This is a genomic window from Actinotignum stranguriae (assembly GCF_051265215.1).
GTDB classification, from domain to species: Bacteria; Actinomycetota; Actinomycetes; order Actinomycetales; family Actinomycetaceae; genus Actinotignum; species Actinotignum schaalii_C.
The window spans coordinates 1-21248 of the sequence record NZ_JBOZCJ010000021.1 but is presented as its reverse complement, the minus strand read 5'-3'; the positions used below and the strand labels follow the sequence as shown (position 1 = coordinate 21248).

17 protein-coding genes are annotated in these 21248 nt (G+C 60.6%); 9 read left to right on the top strand and 8 right to left on the bottom strand.

What is annotated here, in order from left to right; genetic code table 11:
• Window positions 1-78 precede the first annotated feature (78 nt).
• Together cysK and epsC are read left to right on the top strand one after the other, a co-directional pair.
• Window positions 79-1011, top strand: coding sequence for a cysteine synthase A (gene cysK, locus ACRQEG_RS07475; RefSeq protein ID WP_016442417.1), 933 nt, complete (start codon window positions 79-81; stop codon window positions 1009-1011).
• 84 nt (window positions 1012-1095) lie between these two features.
• Window positions 1096-1668, top strand: coding sequence for a serine O-acetyltransferase EpsC (gene epsC, locus ACRQEG_RS07470; RefSeq protein WP_039898289.1), 573 nt, complete (start codon window positions 1096-1098; stop codon window positions 1666-1668).
• 7 nt (window positions 1669-1675) lie between these two features.
• Here epsC and ACRQEG_RS07465 read toward each other — a convergent pair whose 3' ends face one another.
• Window positions 1676-2122: a ribose-5-phosphate isomerase gene (locus ACRQEG_RS07465; protein WP_016442415.1), complete on the bottom strand. Its 447-nt coding sequence runs from the start codon at window positions 2120-2122 to the stop codon at window positions 1676-1678.
• 105 nt (window positions 2123-2227) lie between these two features.
• Here ACRQEG_RS07465 and ACRQEG_RS07460 point away from each other — a divergent pair, with 105 nt between their 5' ends.
• From ACRQEG_RS07460 to ACRQEG_RS07440, 5 genes are all read left to right on the top strand, one after another.
• Window positions 2228-4282, top strand: a complete 2055-nt coding sequence (locus ACRQEG_RS07460) for a M13 family metallopeptidase (RefSeq protein ID WP_016442414.1) — start codon at window positions 2228-2230, stop codon at window positions 4280-4282.
• A gap of 192 nt (window positions 4283-4474) precedes the next feature.
• Window positions 4475-5452, top strand: a complete 978-nt coding sequence (locus ACRQEG_RS07455) for an ABC transporter ATP-binding protein (protein ID WP_016442413.1) — start codon at window positions 4475-4477, stop codon at window positions 5450-5452.
• A complete protein-coding gene (locus ACRQEG_RS07450) occupies window positions 5449-6279 on the top strand; it encodes an ABC transporter permease (protein ID WP_435733835.1) in 831 nt (276 codons plus the stop codon). The genes ACRQEG_RS07455 and ACRQEG_RS07450 overlap by 4 nt, the downstream gene beginning before the upstream one ends.
• A 92-nt stretch (window positions 6280-6371) precedes the next feature.
• Entirely contained in the window at window positions 6372-7580 is a 1209-nt protein-coding gene (locus ACRQEG_RS07445; protein WP_435733834.1) for a sensor histidine kinase, read from the top strand.
• Window positions 7581-7630: 50 nt separating this feature from the next.
• A complete protein-coding gene (locus tag ACRQEG_RS07440) occupies window positions 7631-8269 on the top strand; it encodes a response regulator transcription factor (protein WP_039898687.1) in 639 nt (212 codons plus the stop codon).
• 109 nt (window positions 8270-8378) lie between these two features.
• Here ACRQEG_RS07440 and ACRQEG_RS07435 read toward each other — a convergent pair whose 3' ends face one another.
• Entirely contained in the window at window positions 8379-8975 is a 597-nt protein-coding gene (locus ACRQEG_RS07435) for a mycothiol-dependent nitroreductase Rv2466c family protein (protein WP_016442409.1), read from the bottom strand.
• 179 nt (window positions 8976-9154) lie between these two features.
• Between ACRQEG_RS07435 and pepN the strand changes: the two genes are divergently transcribed.
• The gene (gene pepN, locus ACRQEG_RS07430; RefSeq protein WP_016442408.1) at window positions 9155-11707 is read left to right on the top strand and encodes an aminopeptidase N; all 2553 of its coding nucleotides are present in this window, start codon (window positions 9155-9157) and stop codon (window positions 11705-11707) included.
• Between the two features lie 248 nt (window positions 11708-11955).
• On the opposite strand, the gene ACRQEG_RS07425 is transcribed toward pepN, so the two are convergent.
• Genes ACRQEG_RS07425 through ACRQEG_RS07410 form a run of 4 tightly spaced genes read right to left on the bottom strand, consistent with a single transcriptional unit; the run spans window position 11956 to window position 16618 of the window.
• Window positions 11956-13089: a mandelate racemase/muconate lactonizing enzyme family protein gene (locus ACRQEG_RS07425; RefSeq protein WP_016442407.1), complete on the bottom strand. Its 1134-nt coding sequence runs from the start codon at window positions 13087-13089 to the stop codon at window positions 11956-11958.
• 47 nt (window positions 13090-13136) lie between these two features.
• Complete coding sequence (locus ACRQEG_RS07420; protein WP_016442406.1) at window positions 13137-14270, bottom strand: mandelate racemase/muconate lactonizing enzyme family protein; 1134 nt, start codon at window positions 14268-14270, stop codon at window positions 13137-13139.
• On the bottom strand, window positions 14267-15919 hold the full coding sequence (locus tag ACRQEG_RS07415) for a BCCT family transporter (RefSeq protein ID WP_016442405.1): 1653 nt from the start codon (window positions 15917-15919) through the stop codon (window positions 14267-14269). The genes ACRQEG_RS07420 and ACRQEG_RS07415 overlap by 4 nt, the downstream gene beginning before the upstream one ends.
• A 48-nt stretch (window positions 15920-15967) precedes the next feature.
• On the bottom strand, window positions 15968-16618 hold the full coding sequence (locus ACRQEG_RS07410) for a GntR family transcriptional regulator (RefSeq protein ID WP_016442404.1): 651 nt from the start codon (window positions 16616-16618) through the stop codon (window positions 15968-15970).
• Window positions 16619-16849: 231 nt separating this feature from the next.
• On the opposite strand from ACRQEG_RS07410, the gene ACRQEG_RS07405 reads away from it, so the two are divergent.
• A complete protein-coding gene (locus ACRQEG_RS07405; protein ID WP_016442403.1) occupies window positions 16850-17989 on the top strand; it encodes a hypothetical protein in 1140 nt (379 codons plus the stop codon).
• A gap of 125 nt (window positions 17990-18114) precedes the next feature.
• Here ACRQEG_RS07405 and ACRQEG_RS07400 read toward each other — a convergent pair whose 3' ends face one another.
• On the bottom strand, window positions 18115-20604 hold the full coding sequence (locus tag ACRQEG_RS07400) for a LacI family DNA-binding transcriptional regulator (protein WP_016442402.1): 2490 nt from the start codon (window positions 20602-20604) through the stop codon (window positions 18115-18117).
• A gap of 73 nt (window positions 20605-20677) precedes the next feature.
• Window positions 20678-21248 (bottom strand): MFS transporter (locus ACRQEG_RS07395; protein ID WP_435733833.1); only part of this gene is annotated, 571 nt, incomplete at its 5' end.

Sequence of the window (21248 nt, the reverse complement as noted above, 5' to 3'; positions counted from 1 at the left end):
CTTGCGCTCCAGAAAATACTATGGAGCAGCGGGAACAAGATAGCTCGCAGCGGCGTTAGCGTACCCGAGGAGGAAAATATGACCATTTTCAATGACGCTACTGAACTTGTGGGGCACACGCCCCTCGTCCGTATCAACAAGCTCGCGGAGGGCAGCTCCGCGGAAGTCCTCGCCAAGCTTGAGTTTTACAATCCCGCGAATTCGGTAAAAGACCGGGTGGCGGTTGCCATTATCGACGCCGCGGAAAAGTCCGGCGCATTGCGCCCCGGCGGCACCATTGTGGAGGGCACGTCCGGCAATACCGGGATCGGCCTGGCCTGGGTGGGTGCCGCGCGCGGTTACAAGGTTATTTTGACGATGCCAGCTTCCATGTCGGTGGAACGGCGCATGCTGCTGCGTGCTTTCGGGGCTCGCTTGGAGCTGACCGATCCGAAGGAAGGCATGCGCGGGGCGGTGGCACGCGCCGAAGAAATCGTGGCAACTACCGAGAACGCAATTCTGGCCAGCCAGTTCACGAACATCGCCAACCCTGCCATTCACGAAAAGACCACGGGTGAGGAAATCTGGGCGGATACCGAAGGCAAGGTGGATTACTTTGTTGCCGGTATCGGCACCGGGGGCACCATTACCGGGGCGGGGCACGCGCTGCGCCGTCACAATCCGGACGTGAAAATTATCGCGGTGGAGCCCGCCGAATCACCGCTGCTTTCCGAGGGGCGGGCCGGTTCGCACGGCATCCAGGGTATCGGAGCGAATTTCGTGCCCGAGGTGCTCGATACGGAGCTTTACAACGAAGTCATCCCGGTTCCCACCGCGAAGGCTCTTGAGGTGGCCCGCGCCGCTGCTACCTCGGAAGGCCTGCTGCTGGGTATTTCCGGAGGCGCCGCGCTCCACGCCGCCCTCGAGGTCGCCGGGCGCGAGGAAGCCGCCGGCAAGCGCATCGTCGTGATCATCCCCGATTTCGGTGAGCGCTACGCTTCCACTCCCCTTTTCGATCCCTACCGCGACTAGTGGTAGGTACCGGTACGACGGCGCAGGCCAACGTGGCACGGGAACATCAGCCCACGGCGCGGACGGCCGGCTAGAGTAGAGCCTATGGGTTTATCTCGAGCACTCCGGATGATGCGGGAAGATATTGATACAGCGCGCCGGCACGATCCGGCGGCGCGTTCCCGCTTGGAAGTGGTACTGGCTTACTCCGGCGTGCATGCCGTATGGGGGCACCGGGTGGCGCACGCGATGTGGGAGGCAACGCCGCGACTCAGGCTGCCAGCACGTCTCCTCTCCCAAGCCACCCGGTTGCTCACCGGGGTGGAAATCCACCCCGGTGCCCACATTGGCCGCCGTTTCTTCATTGACCACGGCATGGGTGTGGTCATCGGGGAAACCGCGGAGATCGGCGATGATTGCATGATCTACCACGGGGTGACCCTGGGTGGGTCATCAGCCGAACCGGTCAAACGCCATCCCACCTTGGGAAATGGCGTCATGGTGGGGGCAGGCGCGAAAATACTAGGCCCTGTCCACATTGGGGACGGTTCCCAGGTGGGCGCGAACGCCGTCGTCGTTCATGATGTGCCGGCGGAAGCGACCGCGGTGGGAATCCCCGCGCGAGTACGCACCCCGGTCCATCACGAACCACTCATTGACCCGGCAATATATATTTAGGGTCTTTTTAGGCGCCTTCGTACCGCGCGATCTGGTCGATGCGGCGCTGGTGGCGCTCATCTTCACTGAAGGGCGTCTCCAAGAAAAGCTTGACCAGGTTCCAGGCTTCTTCCGGGGTGTGCTGGCGCGCGCCGATAGAAATGACGTTGGCGTTATTGTGTTCGCGCCCGAGCTTGGCCGTATCCTCATTCCAGGCGAGGATGGCACGCACCCCGCGCACCTTATTCGCCGAAATCTGCTCGCCGTTTCCGGAGCCGCCCAGCACGATGCCCAGCGACCCGGCGTCGTCTACAACGCCCTGCCCGCAGGCAATACACGGGGCGGGGTAATCATCGAGCGCGTCATAGGTTTTGGCGCCGTGGTCCACCACTTCGTAGCCACTCTCTTCGAGCTTCTCCACCAGGAATTCCTTGAGCTCGAAACCGGCATGATCTGTTCCAATATGTACTCGCATGCAGCCATCCTATCCTATTGTGCCGCTTGTCACTTTTACTTCGGGGTGGTGCGCCGGTGGCGATGCGCTATTTAAAGTGTCGTAGGCGTCCACTACCCTGGACACATGACTGATACTGCTTTACATGCTGTGCTTTCGGGTGCTGATACTTCGGTGCGCCCCCAGGATGATCTTTTCCGTGCCGTCAATGGCACCTGGTTGCGTGAGAAGGAAATTCCGGCCGATCAGGTGTCGGTGGGTTCCTTTATCGATCTGCGTGATGAGGCTGAACTCCACGTACGTGAGCTCATTGAAAAGGCCGCGGATGCGGCAGATGCGGCGGGCGCGGCCAGTTCGGAAACGGCCGCGAATTCCGCACCGGGCGTTCCGGCGGAATCGCTGGCGAAGGTGGTGGCCCTCTACCGTTCTTTCGTTGATACCACTGCGATTAATGAGAAGGGCATCGCTCCCCTCGCCGCTGATCTTGATCCGGTGGCTAGTGCGAAAACAAAGGAAGATCTGGCGCGCGTGATCGGTGCGCTCATGCGCACCGGGGTGGATAGTTTCTTCGGGGTAGATGTCTCCCCCAGCCTGGCCAATCCCAATGTGAACGAGTTTTCTATCGGGCAGTCCGGCCTGGGCTTACCGGATGAAGCCTATTACCGCGAAGCGCAATTCGCTCCGGTCTTGAGCGCTTACCGGGATTTCGTGCCGCAACTGGCCCAGCTCGCTTTTGCTGAGAAAGCCACCGAACCCAGCGCTGCTATTACGGCCGCCGCCGGGCGCGTCATCGATGTGGAAACGAAACTCGCCGCCGCGCATATGAGCCGCACGGATGCCCGGGATATGGATAAGGTCAATAATCCAATGTCCTTCGCGGATTTCGTGGCCTCGGCCCCGCAATTCCCCTGGGCTACCGCGCTGCGCGCTATTGGTTATGACCCCGATCAGCTCGGCACCATTATTGTGACCACCCCGCAGGCCCTGCAGGCCGCCGCGCAGCTGTGGGAAGAAACCCCGCTGGAAACCTTGCAGGAATACACCCGCTGGCGCATTCTGCTCGCGCGTGCTTCCTACCTTCCCGAAGTGATCGACGCAAAGAATTTCGATTTCTACGGCAAGGTGCTCGCCGGTACCACCCAGCAGCGGGACCGCTGGAAGCGTGCGGTGCAGCTGGTCAATGGTGTGCTCGGTGAAGCGGTGGGGCAACTCTACGTGGCCTCCTATTTCCCGCCCGAACACAAAGCCACCATGGATCAACTGGTGGCGGATCTCTTGGATGCTTATCGCCTTTCCATCCGGGATCTTGACTGGATGAGCGATGCCACCAAGGAGCGCGCCCTGGCCAAGCTGGATACTTTCGCCCCGAAGATCGGCTACCCCGAAAAGTGGAAGGATTATTCCTCCATGCAGATCGGTACGGATCTGCTGGCCAATATTCGTGCGGCCTGCGAATTTGGGGTGGAGGAAAACATCGCGAAGCTCGGCAAGGAAGTTGACCGCAGCGAATGGCATATGAATCCGCAAACGGTCAACGCCTACTACAACCCGCAGTGGAATGAGATCGTATTCCCGGCGGCTATTTTGCAATGGCCTTTCTTTGAGCAGGATCGCGATGCGGCCTTCAATTACGGGGGTATTGGCGCGGTTATCGGCCACGAAATCGGGCACGGTTTCGATGACCAGGGTTCCAAGTTTGATGCGGACGGCTCCCTCAACAACTGGTGGACTGATGAGGACCGCGCGGAATTTGAGAAGCGCACCGCGGCTCTTATCGCGCAATTCAATTCCTATATTCCGGCCCAGTTGAACGGTGACGAAGCTTTCCACGTTAATGGTGAACTCACCCAGGGTGAAAACATCGGGGATTTGGGCGGCCTGTCCATCGCACTCAAGGCATATGAGATCCACCTGGAACGCGAGGGCCTCACCCTGGACAGCGCTCCGGTGATTGACGGCTACACCGGCGCGCAACGCGTCTTCCTGTCCTTCGCCAAGATCTGGCAGGGGAAGAACCGCGACGAATGGGCCCGCCAGCTCATTGCCATCGACCCGCACTCCCCGTCCGAATTCCGCTGCAATGGCACGGTCAAGAATATCGACGCCTTCGCGCAGGCTTTCGGCTTGGAAGAAGGCGATGGCCTTTACCTCGCCCCGGAAGAGCGCGTGCGTATTTGGTAAAGGTACTTCTTGCCCGTAGTCGGAGACATGCGGAAGTAGTACCACGCCGGCGCTAACGCGCGCCTAGATGCCACGGCGTACCGGCGGCGGGGTGCCGGACTGACCAGGCCCACTTATCCATGACATCTGTCATGAAGAAGTGGTGATTCTTGGCAGTTCCGGTGCCCCGCCGCCCATTTTTACACTGATGGCATGAACACAATACCCGGGGCCAACCCGCCCCATCCGGTCCCTACCGCGCACCCCGCTGTTGCGGCCCGCTCCCTCAGCCGTTCTTTCGGACAAGTGCGCGCCGTGGATAATCTGTCGCTCACGATCACTACCGGGGAAATCGTGGCACTCCTCGGCCCCAACGGAGCCGGGAAAACCACACTCCTCGATATGGTCCTCGGCTTTACCAAACCCAGCCGCGGCACCCTTGAAGTTCTCGGCCGGGATCCCGGCTCCCCGGCCCTCACCGGGCACATTGGCGCCATGTTGCAGACCGGCGGGATGCTACGCGATCTCACCGCCGCGGAAACCCTCCATTTCCTCGCTGATTGCCTTCCCTTCCATCTGCCGGTAGCTGATGTCATTGAGCGCGCCGGCATGAGCGACTTCGCCTCCCGGAAAATCGCCAAATGCTCCGGCGGCCAAATCCAGCGCATCCGTTTCGGTGCCGCGCTGCTATCAGACCCGGAGCTACTTATCCTCGATGAACCCACCGCGGGGCTGGACGCCACGGCGCGCCGTGACTTCTGGGAGCACATTCGGGCCGACGCCGCCCGCGGACGCACCATCATCTTCGCCACCCATTACCTCCAGGAAGCCCAAGATATGGCCGAGCGGGTCATCCTCATGAATAACGGCCGCATCGTAGCGGACGGGAGCGTTGCTACTATCACCGCCCAGCAACGCCACCACCTCACCGTCACCTGGAATCCGCAGGCGAGTATCACCCCGGAAGAAGTAGCCCGGCGCGCAGGCGCTGACACGGTCGAACGAGACGGTGACCTGGTGCGTTTCACCGTGGCGGATTCTGATCGGCTTGCCGCCGTGATTCTCAACGAAGGTCTCGGCTCCCATCTTCAGATTTCTGCCGCCAGCCTCGAAGATGCTTTCTTCACCCTCACGGCCTCCCCGCACACCGATTCACCCGCCACTGCGGCACCCGAAGGAGCCCGCTCATGACCACTCCCGTAACCAGTCCGGCGACACCCCGTTCCCGCACCAGTATTTTCTTCTCCTATATCCGCCACGAGCTCTGGCGAAATTTGCGGATGGTGGATTCCCTGATCTTCCTTATTGCCCTCCCCCTCGTGATCTTCGCGGTTTTCGGGGTGGCCTCACCGGGAACCGATAAGCACATTCCTGGCGGCACCATCGCCGCCTACGTCATGGTGAGCTTGGCCCTCTACGGGGCGGCCACCGCGGCGACATCCATGGCGGGCGCCGCCGCCGTGGAACATGACAGTGGCTGGGGCCGCCACCTAGCCCTCACCGGGATGCGCCGCGGGGACTATCTGGCAGGCAAAATCATTGTCAGCCTCCTCATCGCCTGCCTCCCCATCGGCGCGACCTTCCTCCTCGGTATTCTCACCACGGCGCAATTTGATACCCCCGGAATCTGGCTCGCGAGCGCCGGACTGTGCCTGGTAGGCGTATTTCCCTTCGCGTTCTTCGGTCTGGCCGTAGCCCTGGCATTACGCAGTGAAACCGCGGTGTCCATTGCCTCCGGCGTGGTGGTGCTTCTCGCTTTCCTCGGTAATCTTTTCATGCCGCTGAGCGGGGCAATGATGGAGATGGCCCGCTACACGCCCTTCTACGGGGCAGGCGTGCTGGCCCACTGGCCCCAGAACGGGGAGGTTATTATTACCGGTGCTTTCGCCACGCCGGGTATGCCAGAGATCCTTCCCACCGAATCCTTCGCCTGGGCAATCGGGAATGTGGTGGTGTGGACGCTTATTTTCGCGGCACTGGCGCTCCTGGCCCTGCGCCGTTCGACGGTGCGGCGCTAGAGTACGGGCGCTAAGGTACGGCTAACGTGCGAGCACAGCACCGGGCACGAGCGGCGGCCGCGGAAGAGCTTCGCGACCGCTATGCTCGTTCTATGGCCCCATCCTCCGCCGCGTCGTCTCCCGCAGTCTCATCGACCACCGCCGCGCCGCGGACCTCCGCGCCGTCCCCAGCTAGCCATTATCTAAATCGCATGTGGCGCACCGCCAACCAGATACCGGCAGCCCCCACTACTCGCCGCGAGCGCCTGACCATGCTCTTCGGCAGCGGGATCTGGCTCATCTTCCTGGTCTTTCCTTTCGCTGGAGTTCTCTTAACGCCAAGTCTCACTCCACTTGAGCGCGGCCTCGGTTACGCGGGAATCTGTGGGTTTGGACTGACATATATTCTGATTTTCCAATTTCCGGATATGCGTCCCTCGTGGCCCCGCTGGGTATCCCTAACGTTATGGAGCATTCCGCTGCTTGCCTGCGCGGCACTTATCCACCCTTTCCCCTTTGGCTTCGCCTACACGGCACCTTTCTTCGCGGCAATATGGATTTTTTCGCTCCCGCTCATACCCGGGATTCCGTGCGGGCTTCTCTGTTTCGCGGGCGGAGCGGCGGCCCATATCTTGGCGCCGTATGATTTCGTGTGGGCAGCGTTTCTGGGCAGCATTATTATCCCGATGATCCCCATTCTCATCTCTCGCTTGCTGGAAGAATTTGCCGCGCGGTCGGCACGGATGCGCGCAGAGCTCATCCTTTCGGAGCAACGCTCCGAGCTGGCCTCCGTGGTTCATGATGTGCTGGGGCATTCGCTGACCGCCATCACCGTGAAAACTCAATTGGCCTCGCGACTAATGGAGACCAACCCGGATGCGGCGCGTGCCGAATTAGAAGAAAGTCTCAAAATTTCGCGCGATGCTATCGACACGGTGCGGGCCACCGTGACCGACCTGCGCCAGCCCACTCTTGATGCTGAGCTGGATTCCGCCTGCGCACTGCTCCGTTCCGCGCGTATCGCCGCGCATGTCACGCCTCCCCCGGAACTTCCCCTCCTCACCGCCCAGCTTTTCGCGTGGGTGGTGCGGGAAGCGGTCACGAATACGGTGCGCCATTCGGGTGCGCGCACCTGCACCATCACTATTGAGGACGGGGAGAGTGGCGCGCGCTTGCGGGTGGAGGACGACGGCGTAGGTATCCCCGCGGGGGCTCCGGCAGGCACCGGACTGACCGGGCTGCGCGAGCGCGTAGAAGCTGCCGGTGGAACCATAACGATTACCCGACTGGAGCCGGGAACCCGCGTGGAGGTGAGCATATGAACAACGCCGCGCAGCTAGGCAACGGTGCGGCCTCCAACAGCAGTTCGCAAATGAGCACCGGGACGACTACGGGGCGCCACCGCCCCATCCGGGTAGTGCTCGCCGATGATCAGCGAATGGTGCGCGAAGCATTGGCGGCGCTCCTCAACCTGGAAGAGGATATCGAGATAGTGGCGCAGCTGGAAGATGGCAGCGCCGTCGTTCCCACCGTGACGGAAACCTGCGCCGATATTGCGCTCCTCGATATCGAAATGCCGCATGTGGATGGAATTGCGGCCGCGCAAGCACTGCAGGCGGCGGGGGCCGGCTGCGGCGTCGTTATTGTGACGACCTTTGGGCGTGCCGGGTATTTGCAGCGTGCCATGGCGGCCGGGGCGCGCGGTTTCGTTGTTAAAGATGCGCCGGCCGAGGAACTCGCCGCGGCGCTGCGCACCGTTGCCGGCGGCGGCTACGCTATCGATCCGCAGCTGGCCGCGCAGGCCTTGCAGATGGGGCCCAATCCGCTCACCGAACGCGAAGGAGATGTGCTGCGCCTGGCGCTCAGCGGGGCGACCGTGAAAAGCATGGCCGCGCAACTGTATTTATCGCAGGGGACGGTGCGTAATCACCTCTCGGCCGCTATCGGGAAAACGGGGGCGAGCACCCGTACCGAGGCAGCGCAGCTCGCCCGGGCCCGCGGGTGGATCTAAAGCGCACCCGCGGGGGTGACGGTGCACCGGGGCGGAGCGACCAGCGCCCCCGCAGGAAGCACCAACAAGACACCCGGGCGGAGCTACAGACTGGTAGTCGGATAGCTACCTAGTCGAAAATTGGCCCCGTGGTACGCGAGCGCTTGAGCTCGAAGAAACCGGGGGTGCGAGCTAGGGCGAGGCAGCCGTCCCAGAGGGCGAAGGCGGCCTCGCCGTGCGGGGCCGGGGAGATCACGGGGCCGAAGAAGGCCACGCCGTCGAATGAAATAATGGGCACGCCCACCTCGTCCCCCACGAGCGCCAGCCCGGCCGCCACGCTCTCACGTAGCGCGGCGTCGTAATGTGCGGCGTCGTTCAAATACTCGCTACCTTCACCGAGAGCAGCGAGCACCTCGGCAAGAATCTCGCGCCCCACGGGGCGCCGGTCTTCATGAATAGCCTGGCCCAGAGCGGCGTAGAACTCGCCGACTTTTTCGTTACCTTCAAGCTGGGCAATTTTCATGGCGACAAGCGCTGTTTCGCGGCCCTCTTCCACATGGGCGCGGTACTCCTCCGAAATATCCTTGCCCTCATTGAGAATGGCGAGGGAGAAGGGGCGCCAGGTGACGGTGAAATCACGAGCAGCGGCGACCTCCGCGACCCAGCGGGAAGTGATCCACGTCCACGGGCATGTTGCATCAAACCAAAATTCAACCTGAGTACTCATGGTTCTATCCAAGCGTGAAAGCGGGCGCCGTGGGCCGCCTCGCGCCATAAGCGAAACTGGAACGGGGCGGCGGGCGGCATGAGAACGGTGCGGCAGAAAGCGGGCATGGCGGGCAAGGACGCTCCAGAACCGGTAGGATTTCACGTAAATTGTGCTGAAAGCCAAGGAAAGGAAGCTTGATGGCCGGGACTAATCTCACCCGCGCAGAAGCTGCGGAGCGCGCACAGATCGTCGCAACGCAGAATTACCGCATTGAACTTGATCTGACCACCGGGGAGGAAACCTTCGCGGCGGTGACCGAAATTGATTTTGAAGCAACGCCGGGTGCCGATACGTTCCTCGACCTCATCGCGAAGTCGGTGGAGCGCGTAGTGCTTAACGGCGCGGAGCTTGACCCGGCCAGCTACCAGGATTCGCGCCTGCCGCTGCCCAACCTGGCCGCGCAGAATACAGTGCGGGTGGAATCCACCCAGTACTACTCGCGCACCGGCGAGGGCCTGCACCGTTACGTGGATCCGGCCGACGGCGAGGTCTACCTCTACTCGCAGTTTGAGGTGGCGGACGCCCGGCGAGTCTTCGCGAATTTTGAGCAGCCTGATCTCAAGGCGAATTTCACTTTCACGGTGACCGCTCCGGAGAACTGGAAGGTCTTCTCCGTGTCCCCCACCCCGGAGCCGGTTGCCCTGGGTGAAGGCAAGGCACGCTGGGATTTCACCCCCACCGAGCGCCTGTCCACCTACCTGGTGGCGATTGTGGCCGGTCCCTACGAGGGCGTGGAAGGCGAACCCTTCCACTCCATTGACGGGCGCGATATTCCGCTGGGTGTGTACGCGCGTAAGTCGCTGGCGCCCTACCTGGATGCCGATGAGATTTTCACCATCACCCGCCAGGGCTTCGACTACTACGAAGCCAATTACGGCCATCCCTACCCGTTCCGCAAGTACGACCAGGTGTTCTGCCCCGAATACAATGCCGGGGCCATGGAGCACCCGGGCCTGGTGACCATCGTGGAAACCTATGTGTTCCGCACCAAGCCCACCGGCGCAATCATCGACCGGCGCACCATCACCATCCTGCACGAACAGGCCCATATGTGGTTCGGTGACCTCGTCACCATGAAGTGGTGGGATGACCTGTGGCTCAACGAATCTTTCGCGGAGTTCATGAGCCACCTGGCCGCTGCCAATAACACCCGGTGGAAGGATGCCTGGACCACCTTCCTCGCGTCCGAAAAGACCTGGGCGATCCAGCAGGACCAGCTGCCCTCCACCCACCCGATTGCCGCCGATATTCGCGATCTGGAAGATGTGCTCGTCAATTTTGACGGCATCACCTACGGCAAGGGTGCCTCCGTGCTCAAGCAGCTGGTCGCTTACGTGGGTCAGGAACAATTCTTGGCCGGGGTGCGCGCTTATATTGCTAAGCACAAGTGGGGCAATGCTACCCTCACCGATTTGCTCACCGAGCTGGAAGCTTCCTCCGGGCGCGATCTCAAGGAATGGACCCGGGTATGGCTGGAAGAATCCGGCGTCAATACCCTGCGTCCCGAAGTCGAATCGAGCAGCGGGGTGATTGACCGCCTCACCGTGGTCCAGACGAATGACGCGAACTCCTCGCTACGCCCGCACCGTATCCGCATCGCCGGATACGACCTGGACGGGGACGCGCTGCGCTGCGTGAAGTCCGAATGGGTGGATATTGCCGGTGAACGCACCGAGATCGCCTCCTTTGCGGGAGCGGAACGCCCCGACCTTATTCTCCTCAACAGCCAGGATTGGGGTTACGCCAAGATCCGTTTCGATGCTGATTCTTTCCGGGTAGCGCTGGAGAACCTCGACAAGTTTGATAACCACCTGGATCGCTCCGTGGTGGTCTTTGCGGCCATGGATATGATGCGTGACGGTGAACTCGACGCCCACACTTACGCCGATATCGCGCTGGCCGTGTTGGCGGACGAAACCGATGGGACCGTGCTGCGCGTGGTGCTCGGGTCCCTACATTCCGCGGTTGAGCTGTACTCCAACCCGGCAACCCGCGTGGAGTTCGCGGCTGCTGTTTCCGAGCGTATTTTCGAATTGGCGCTGACCGCCGCGCCGGGTTCGGACCGACAGCTCCAGCTCATGGGTGCGGCGATGCGTCGGGCCGTGAGTGAAGAACAGCTCGCTCTTATTGCCGGGTGGCGCGACGGCGTGGCCGTTCCGGAAGGGTACGACGTCGACCAGGAAGTGCGCTGGAATATTCTCATCGCATTGGCGGCGAATGGGAGGGCCGATCAGGCCGCTATCGATGCTGAATTCGCCCGCGATTCTTCCTCCTTCGGGCAGATTTTCGCGGCGCAGGCCGAAGGTGCGCTGCCTGATAGTGCGGCTAAGGAGAAGGTCTGGGAAGAAATTGTGCATCCGGAGACCAATACGCGCCAGCGCAACCTGGCCCTGGGCACCGGGCGGTCCTCCGCGGAAAGCGTGCGTGCCTACGCGGAGAAGTACTTCGCGGTGGCCAAGGATATGTGGGATAACAATTCGGTGGAAATCGCCTCGAATATGCTCGAGTACGCTTACCCGGCCCAGCTGGCCGGCCGTACTGACCTCGGGGTTGATCTGCTGGCCCTCGGTCAGGAATGGCTGGCTACCACGGATGCGGCGCCGGCCTGCCGGCGTATCGTCTCCGAAGTGGTGGATGGCACCGCCCGCGCGGTGCGCAACCAGGAGGCTGACCGGAAAGCTGGGAACTAGGCCGTAGCCCGCTGGCGTTGCGCCGTCGCCGATAAGCGGTAACCGGATGTCGGTAACTGGTAGACACGATAGCGCAGGCCGCTAAGCCGGTCCTAAAGATGCACAGTGCCGGGGTGATCATCCTAGTGAGGTGACCACCCCGGCACTTGCCGTTTACCGTTAGTTAGCGACAGCTGGTACGATCCAGCTCGCTACTGCACTGAGGAATAACCCAGGAACCAACCTAGGATCAGCCCTGCAGATACGGATCACAGATCGCGTTCCGTCAGCGAGTAAGAGAATAGAGCCTCACGCTCGACGCGTTCCCAATCCATATCAACACCAAGACCCGGAGTATCGCTTGCGACGATATTTCCTTCCTCATCGATTCGGAGCGGATTCGTGGCGGCGTATTCCATCGGTTCAATCGGGAGGGCCTGCTCGAAGAAACGGCAGTTCCCCATTCCTAGCATGAGGCTAAGATTCGCTGCTTGCGAGAGCGAGTAGCCCCAGGACTGCAACTCAACCTGCATGCCGTGGGCCTTGGCTAGGGACATAATATGCCGCGTTCCGGTAATACCACCGGCGAGCGTGGCATCAACCCGCAGATGATCCCAGGCTTCTCGGCTAATCCCTTGAGCGATTAACCCACCACTGAGAATCTCGTTGCCCGCGGGAATGATCTCGATATCAAGCTTGCGACGCAACCACTGGTAGCCTTCCAGATCGGAATCTCCCAGGGGCGCTTCGAACCATAGGTAACCAAGCTCTTGGAGTCTCTTGCCCACCCTGAGTGCCTCGGTCCGGTCGTACCGGCCTTCCACATCAAGCATCCATGTCACATCACGGTCCCCGAAGGCTTTCGCCATCTCATCGACAAGCACAAGGTCCTTATCCGGAATGCACCAGGTATGGAATTTGATGGCACGGTAGCCTGCATCCAAGTATTCCGCGACCTTCTCCAGGTATTCGTCAATAGTGAAGAAGAAGGGGGTACTGGCATAGGCTGGGATGGACCGTTTTGCGCCGCCCAGGAGCTGGTACAGCGGGAGATCCGCGGCTTTGGCAGTCAGATCCCACAGCGCGATATCGAGCGGTGCGACTGAGAGTGGAATCATCGAAGCGCAGCGATTCGCCATGATTTTGTACAGAGCCTCACGGTTCACCGCATCTTTACCAAGAATGGACGGGGCCACGTGGCGAATAGCGTTGCCCAGGGCAACGTCCACGCCGCCTTCGGTCCACGAGATCGCGCCGCCCACCCCGTAGGTATCTTGGCTGCGCACCCGCACCACGGTATTTGTCACATGCAGCTCATCGTAATAGGACGAGGTGCGGTACAGAGCTTCGGGATTTGTCAGGACGTATACATCAATCTGATCAACCGGTAGCTGTAAGGTCATGTCTTTCTCCTTAGATATGTCAACCTTCGTTGGTTGGTTTTCTTCTTTTAGGACGGGATCTCCACCCGATATCGGGTAATGAGATCTTCGTTCAGTTCTATGCCCAAGCCCGGGGTGTCCCGAACTGGGATTTGCCCGTTTTCCAGGGTGAGCGGATTGGATACCAGATCGGTGAATAGCGGGCTGGTGCTCTGGGAGTATTCGATCAAATCGCCTCCCGGGAGTGCAGCCAGGAATTGCGCGGTTGCGGCAAGCAGAATACCGGTGCTGAACCCGTGCGGCACTACCCGGGTGCCCTGTTGCTCAGCCAACGCGGCGATCTTACGCATCTCGGTGATTCCTCCGGCCCGCGTAATATCCGGTTGCACAATATCCGGCCGGGAATTTCGGATAAATTCGTCGAATTCCGCGAGAGTTGACAACGGTTCCCCGCCCGAAATCGGCACGGCAACAGATTCCCCTAGCCTCCTCAGCGCGGCATGGTTATCAACATAAATCGGCTCCTCTACCCACATGAGTCCGTAATCACGCAGGCGTGCTATCTGTTCCGAGGCATAGCGCACGTTTTTCCAGCGATAGACCAAGTCCAGCGCAAGGCCAACGTTATCGCCGATTGTCCGCCGGACCGCTGCTACCACTTTTTCATCATGCTCCGGCTCAAGGCCGAAGTGAGCCCCGCCCATCTTGATATCACGGAAGCCACGGCCGATAATTTCAGCGCTGATACGCTCATTTTCCGCGATATCATCCGAGGGAATGAAAGTTCCATACGCCGGGATGGCATCACGTACTTTTCCGCCTAAGAGCCGGTGAATAGGAACTCCATAATATTGCGAGGCGATATCCCACAGGGCAATATCAATCGCACTGATAGCATGAATGACGGCACCACGGCGTCCAAAATATGATGACTCATCAAACATCTTGCGCCACAGACGATCAATATCAAGCGGGTTCTCGCCCAGAAGGATCGAACGCAATCCCCTACTGGTGGAGTGTGATTCCGGAGTTTCAACAATGGCTTTGAGCACCGCAGGCGAACTATCGGATTCGCCAATTCCGGTTATCCCCTGATCGGTATGAACCCGAATGAGAAAAGCATCTTCACCCCATTCGCACGGCTCGTTTAGCGCCGGGACTCTCAGCCATATAGCCTCAACATCCGTAATAACTATGCTCATTGGGTACCTCCTGCTTCGAGATCGGTTGCGACCCGGCCTTCGGATTCGCCTTTATCTAAGGGAAGTGTGATTTCTCCGGTCTTCGCATCAAAGTATTTCAGGTCTCGCCTGAGCCATTTGATTAATCCGTAGATCTGGAGCGCTAGCAGGATAACGAACGGGACCGCGGTGAGCGTCAATCCGGTCTTGAGTGTTTCTAGATTGGCGTTGATCGCGATCATCGCGAAGGGAATCGCACTGAGCATAAGCACCCAGAACATTCTGAGGATACGGGCCGGATCCTTACCTGCCGGAAGATTGCGTGTACTGACGGTCGAAATCGTGAAAGCCGTGGCGTCAAGGTGCGAAGAAAGGAAGAGCAGCATGATGATGAAGTACACGATGGCGAAGATGGTACCCACGGGGAGATTCGCCAAGAGTGCCGCAACCGCGGATTCACCGCTATCTTCCACCAAGATCTTCGGGGCATTAATGCCGCCACTCACCAATTCGTGAATCGAGTAACTGGATAGAACTCCGAAAACGAACATGATTCCTGCCGCGCCACCACCGACAAGGCCGAACACAACCTGCCTGATAGTTCTTCCCCGCGAGACACGAGCAATGAAAATAGCTACGCCCGGAAGGTAGGACATCCAGTACAGCCAGTAGAAAACAGTCCAGTCGCGGGGGAAACTACCCCCGCCCACCGGATCGGTGAAGAGGGACATATGTACGAAGTTCTGGATTTCCAGTCCCATGGCATTTGTTGCGTTGAGAGCAATGAATTCCGTTGGGCCGATGATGAGAACCACGAATGCGAAGAGGAAGACGCCAACGACGGCGGCTCGGGCCAGTTTTTGCAATCCAGATGTCAATCCCGCATACGAGCTCAATCCAAAGAGCAGGGACGAGAACAGCAGAATAACCGTCTTGAGAATCAGGGAGTTCGAAATTCCGAAGATTCCAGAAAGACCAGCGGAAATGGTATTAACAGTTACCGTGACCGTGAGGATGAGGCCACCAAAGGTCGTGAATAGGAAAATAATATCGATGACGCGGCCGAGCCAGCCTTTCGCTTTGACCCGTCCGTTACTGACCGCTTCCATATTACCGGCGTAACTGAGGTGCTTTCCGCGCCGAATATGGAAGTAGTAGGCCATCGCGATGCCGGCAATAACGTACATCGCCCACGGTGTGGGTCCCCAATGGAAGAAAGCATAGGCCAGACTCTGGTCCAACGCTTCACGCGAGTGGGCTTCAAGGTTGAGACCCGGAGTGTTGTAATAATAGGCCCATTCCATAAAGGCCCAGTACATTGTTGCGGAACCGAGTCCCGCACTGATGAACATAAATAGCCAGCTAGGCGTTGAATATTCCGGTTTTCCGGAACCCAGTTTCACAGAGCCAATACGGGAACAGGCAAGGACCAATGCCATGGCTACGCAGAAGAATCCGAGAACCTGAATGGGAACCCCGAAGATTCGGGTGGAGCCATTAAAAAGTGTACTTGCGCCATTTTGGGCCTCATCTGGCCACATTAATAATGCGATAACAACAAGGGCTACAACGATGATTGACCCAATAACGAGAACATAATCAGGGCGGGATTTTACACCGTCGGTCGCGGTGGCGGCAGACGATTTATCCCTCAACTTTTTCTCCGACATGGAAATCTCCTTTGATTATCCAGACGACAGCGAGGAATTCTTATTTATTCAATTGAGATAATCGAGATACGGTTTATTCGTTTCGATAATGTGCCGACCGAGCGCCTTTAGACTCTCCTCCTTATTGCCCGTTCGGAAAACTCGAAGTAATTCACGATGGTCTTCAACGAAGGTCGGCAAGGCACCTGATCTACCTGTCTGCAAAGCAAAATGCATGCGAATTCGCGGATCAATAGCATCCCAGACACTCCGAACGGTATCGGATTGGGCCGCATCAACAATGAGACCGTGGAAAGCAATATCGGCTTCGTTGAAAGCGTCAATATCACGATCTAACACCGCTCTATCCATCAAACGCACCAGGTTCTCCGCCTCGTCAAAGTAGTCAGAGTCCAAAGCGTCAAAAGCTTCGCCGAGTGCAAACTGTTCCGTTTGCACCCGCAGGGGAAGAAGTAGCCCCTCCACCTCACGGCGCGAGATAGAAGCCACCACGGTTCCCGTATACGGAGTAGCCACCAAGAGGCCCTGCAGCTCGAGAACCACAAGAGCCTCACGCACCACGGTACGGCTCACCCCGTAGGTCTCACAGATTTCTTGCTCGATAACGCGGCTTTTTGGCTCGAGTTTTCCGGTAAGAATCTTCTTACGCAATTCTTGGACAAGACGATCTTTCATCGACAGTCGCACCAGTCGCGCCATAACAGCCTCCTTCGTTAGCGTCGATTGTATACAATCCACAATCTACTGTCTAGAGAGATGTGCTACACCGCGCGGGTACCTACCCTCAAAATCAAACCCCCACGCACCACCGTGGGGAATATCGCATATTCCTGAATATTTATATCATCACATTTCTCAATATCCTTTTATTAATTCGCTATAAACTTGTGGTGCGTACCGTATATATCCAAGGAAGAGGAAGGTACCCCGATGAAGCACCCGAGTTACCTGGCTGTTGCCGCCGCTGCGGCCACAGCCATTTTTATTCCCGCCGCGGCGCTCGCTGCCCCGGCCACACCAGCGGCACCTACGACCAATCTTTCCCGCGTGGATGCGGAGAAAACTGCGGATAGGGACAAGGCTGCACAAGATAAGGCCGCCGCGGAAGCTGAGCTTGCTCGGGTTACCGCTGATCTCGCTGCGGAGCAGGACAAGCTTCCGAAGCTGGAAGAATCCCTGACCACCGCCCGGCAGCGCCTGGCGGACCAGGAGGCTCCCCTCGCACCACTTCTGGCCCAGCAGCAGGAACTGACAACCGAATGCGGCAAGCTCGACACCGCTGGAGCTAACCAGGAAAAGAAGCTGGCGCAGCTTCGGACTACGCTCAAGGAAGTTCAGGAAACCGAGTACGCCACCATCGACGAGAAAAACGCACTGGTCGTCAAGCGCAGCAAGATGCAGCAGGCCGGGGCAGATGTGACGGATATCAGCGCCCAGATTGACGCGCTGGAAAAGAAGCTCGAGCAACTGCGCACTCAACAGCAGCAGCTCAATACCCAGATTTATGAGCTTCAGCCGCTTATCGAGGAGCTGCGGGGCGCACAGGGGCAGTGTCCGGTTATGCAAGCTGAGCTTGCCCAGCAAATCAAGGATGCGCAGGCGGCAGCCGCTCCGGCCCGCACGGATGTCGCAGAAAAAGCGAAGGTGCTCGAAGCAGCGCAGGCCCGCGTGGCTACTCTCAGCGAACGTGCCGCCGCGCTCAACAAGAAGATCGCGGAGCTCACCGAGATCCTTGCGCGCCCGCTTCCCACGCTGCCGGCACAGCCGGAGCAGCCGGCCCCGTCGGCTCCGGTTGAACCGGCACAGCCTTCCGCGCCAGTTGTTCCGACGACGCCGCCCACCGGCCCAGCGGCCACCCCGACCGTCACGGGCACCCCGGCAGCTCCCTCCACCGCGGCCGCTCCGACAGCCGCGACTCCCGCCGCATCCCCGGCAGCAGCAACGCCCAAGGCCAGCGCATCCAAGCCGCAGCTAGCCCACTCCGGTGCGGAGCTGGGCGGCGCTATTGGCGCGGCTACGGTGCTCCTCGGCGCAGGTGGGGCGCTGGCGCTCCGGCGTGTACGTAACTAAGCACCAGTCCGGTATCTAGCGGGAAAGCGCGATACCTCGAATACAAGCCGAAGCGGCGGATACCCACAGATATCCGCCGCTTCGCTTATTGTGTGCTGGTGCTTTACACGGTGCCGCACCGTCCCTTAACGCAAGGCGCGCGGGAGCCGGGCGCCGTCGTTGTCAAAAGCGGAGAGGGGGTAGCAGGTGACCTGGAGATCGCCGCTCACCTCCATCCGCACCTGCCCGCGCGGGTAAATGCGCTGGGTGAAGGATGCGGTGTTCTCCTGGAAGAGTTCCACCAGGGAACCATCCATCCATAGCGAGGCCGGCGCGTGCACAGCCGCGGTGAAGAGCACTTCATTAGTTTCCGAATCGCGCAGCGAGATGGTGCCGCTGCCCGCCAGATCCAGGGAGAAGGAGCGCAGCTCAGGCAGTTCGGTCACGACCTCACCCTCCCCCTCGCGCAGCGCGAAGATTTCGGGAGCCGGCTGGGTCCACACGCGACCGTCGGAAATACGCACCTGGCGCGGGTAGGTCAGCGCACCGTTATAGCCCGACGCGTCGATATCGGCATCGGTACGGTCCGAGCCTTCCCAGGTCCAACCCCAAGCGAGCACGCGGTCCCCGTCCACCACGCACTGCGGCGCGTAGAAGTCCGGCCCGGCATCGAATTCACCGCCGGCACGGGGCACGAAGCGCGGGTATCCGGCACTCATATCCAGATCACCCACCAGGTAGGCCACCCCGGTGAGGTGGTCCATGAGCGTTTCCGCTTCCACCCACTGGGAAACGATAAGTACCCACGCGTCTCCCACCTGGATGAGCTGGGGGCATTCCCAGATAGAGGCCGGTGCGTAGATGGAGGCAAGCGGGTCGTCGCCCACCAGGAGGGTGTCCAGGTAGCGCCAGTTGCGCCAATCGGAGCATTCGTAGAGGAAGATCACGGGGGTGCCGTCCTCAAAGCCGCCACCGTGGATGGCGTAGGTTGTGCCCTCCACCTGGAAAATGAAGGGGTCGCGCATGGCGCGTACGTTTTCGATGGGCGGCATGGTGGCGACGACGGCGGTGGGCTCCCAGCCGCTCCGGTCAGCGTTTTCCTCGGCTAGGACCGTCACGGAGGGACCATCCCCGCGGGTGACGGCAGTGTAGAGCAGCGAGGAGACGCCCTCGTGCACGGTGCCCACGCCGGACCAGCAGCCGGCCGAATCGGGCTGGCCGGGGCGCGGCTTGAGGGCGATGGGCTGCGCCGTCCAATTGACGAGGTCGGTGGAGGTGGCATGCCCCCAATGGATGTGGTCGTGCCAGGGCGCCTTGGGGTTGTACTGGTAGAACATATGCCAGGTATCGCCCACCTTGTGGATACCGTTGGGGTCGTTGACCCACCCGAAGTTCGGGCGTACGTGCAGGGCGGGGAAGAAACGATCGGGGAAGTGATCGAGTTGTGTCATGATTGCCTCCTTTGTTGAGGGGGTTGGGGGCGGCGTGGCGGCCAGCGGGGAGCGACTGTGTCCCTCATCGTTGAGGAGGGCACGATCGGGTACCCAGCCGGCGTGACGGCGCCCGTGGGCTGCGGCGTAGAGCCGATGTTGGTCGGTTCCCGCCGTTGAGCTTTCCTGCGGCGCCGTGGGGCAGCCGCAGCTCGGCCCGGTGATGACGGTGCAGGGCACCAGTCGGGTACGGTGGCGCTCCGCGGCGGCATCCGAATCACCGAGCAGGCGGGTTATTTCGGTAATGGCGCGCTCGGCAACCTCTTCTACCGGGTCAACGGCGCGCAGGAATGATTGGGCTTCAGGCAAATGCGAGTCATCGAAAACGGCCAGGCGGATATCGCGGCCGGGCAGCAGCCCGCGGCGCCGTATCTCAGCCATGGCGGGCACGCACATAGCGGAGCTGCCCAGTACCAGGGCGTCAATATGGGCGCAGGAGTCGAGCACCTGGGCGATCTGACGGCGCACCGCTCGCGGGGAGGAATGGGCGCCCACCAGCTGGTGGCGGGTCACCCGGTGGCCCCGTTCCACCAGGGCTTCCTCGAAGCCGCGCATATGCTGCGAGCCGTTGGCGATGCGCCGGTCCGGGTAGAAGAGCACCGGGTAGCGCACCCCGTGGTCGAGGAGGTGTGCGGTGATATCGCGGATCCCCTGCTGGTAGTCCGTGCTTACCTGCGGAGCCACCACGGCGGGGTCATTCCCGTTGACCACCGCGAACGGGATGGCGTGGCGGCGCAGCCGGGGCAGTGAATGCCGGCGCCATCCGGGCACGGGGCTGATAATAACCGCGTCCAGACGGTGCGCGATGAGGGCGCTGAGCGCCGCTTCTTCGGTATGCACATTCGCCCCGGTATCCAGCAGGAAGGGCACCAGGCCGGCGTCGGTGGCCTGGCGGGCCATTTCCAGGGCCACGGCCGTGCCCCCGGCGTTGCCCAGCAGGGTTCCCACAATGGCGATTCCGGGCGAGGCACCGGCGCGCAGGGAGCGGACGGTACGCGGACTCGAATAGCCCAGCTCCGCTGCCGCCTCGAGCACCCGCATCCGGGTGGATTCGGCCACCCTCCGGGTCCCGTTGAGCACGTGGGACACCGTGGTGATTGACACCCCGGCGCGGCTCGCCACGTCTTTCATCCCTACGCCCGCCATTGTTCCTCCTTACTTTCTTTTACGACGACGCCGGCGGCCCGCTGCGCGGGCCGCGCCAGGGGCGCCGCCCGGGCTATACGTCTTCGAGAAGAGTTCCCTTCGTCTCCGGCATCATAGTCCGTGACCAGATGACCGCGCCGAGCATGCACGCAGCGTAGAAGAGGAAGGTGAAGGTCATCGAGGCTTGGAACATCACCGGGAAGGTGCCGGAAATGATCGCGGCGGAAACCCAGTGAGCGGCTGAACCAACGGCCTGCCCGTTCGCACGGTGGGCCGGCGGGAAGATCTCCGAGATGAAAACCCACAGTACCGAACCAATACCGACCGCGAGCGCGGCGATGAACACGATGATGAGCACCAGCACGATAATGCCGGTGGTGGTGGACAGTTCCGAGCCGTTGAAGTAGAAGATTCCGGCGATGGCCAGCAGCGCCACCAGGTCAATGCCCGCGCCCAGGGTCACCAGTGGGCGGCGCCCCACTTTATCCACGAGGGAACGCCCCAGCAGGGTGAAGGCTAGGTTGGTGAGCCCCACCAGGATGGAGGAAGCGAAGGCGGCGTCGCCGGCGATGCCGTCCGTACCGCCGTATTCATCCACCACGATGGCAAGGTGAGCATGGGCTTTCCGCAGATCCGAGAGTGCT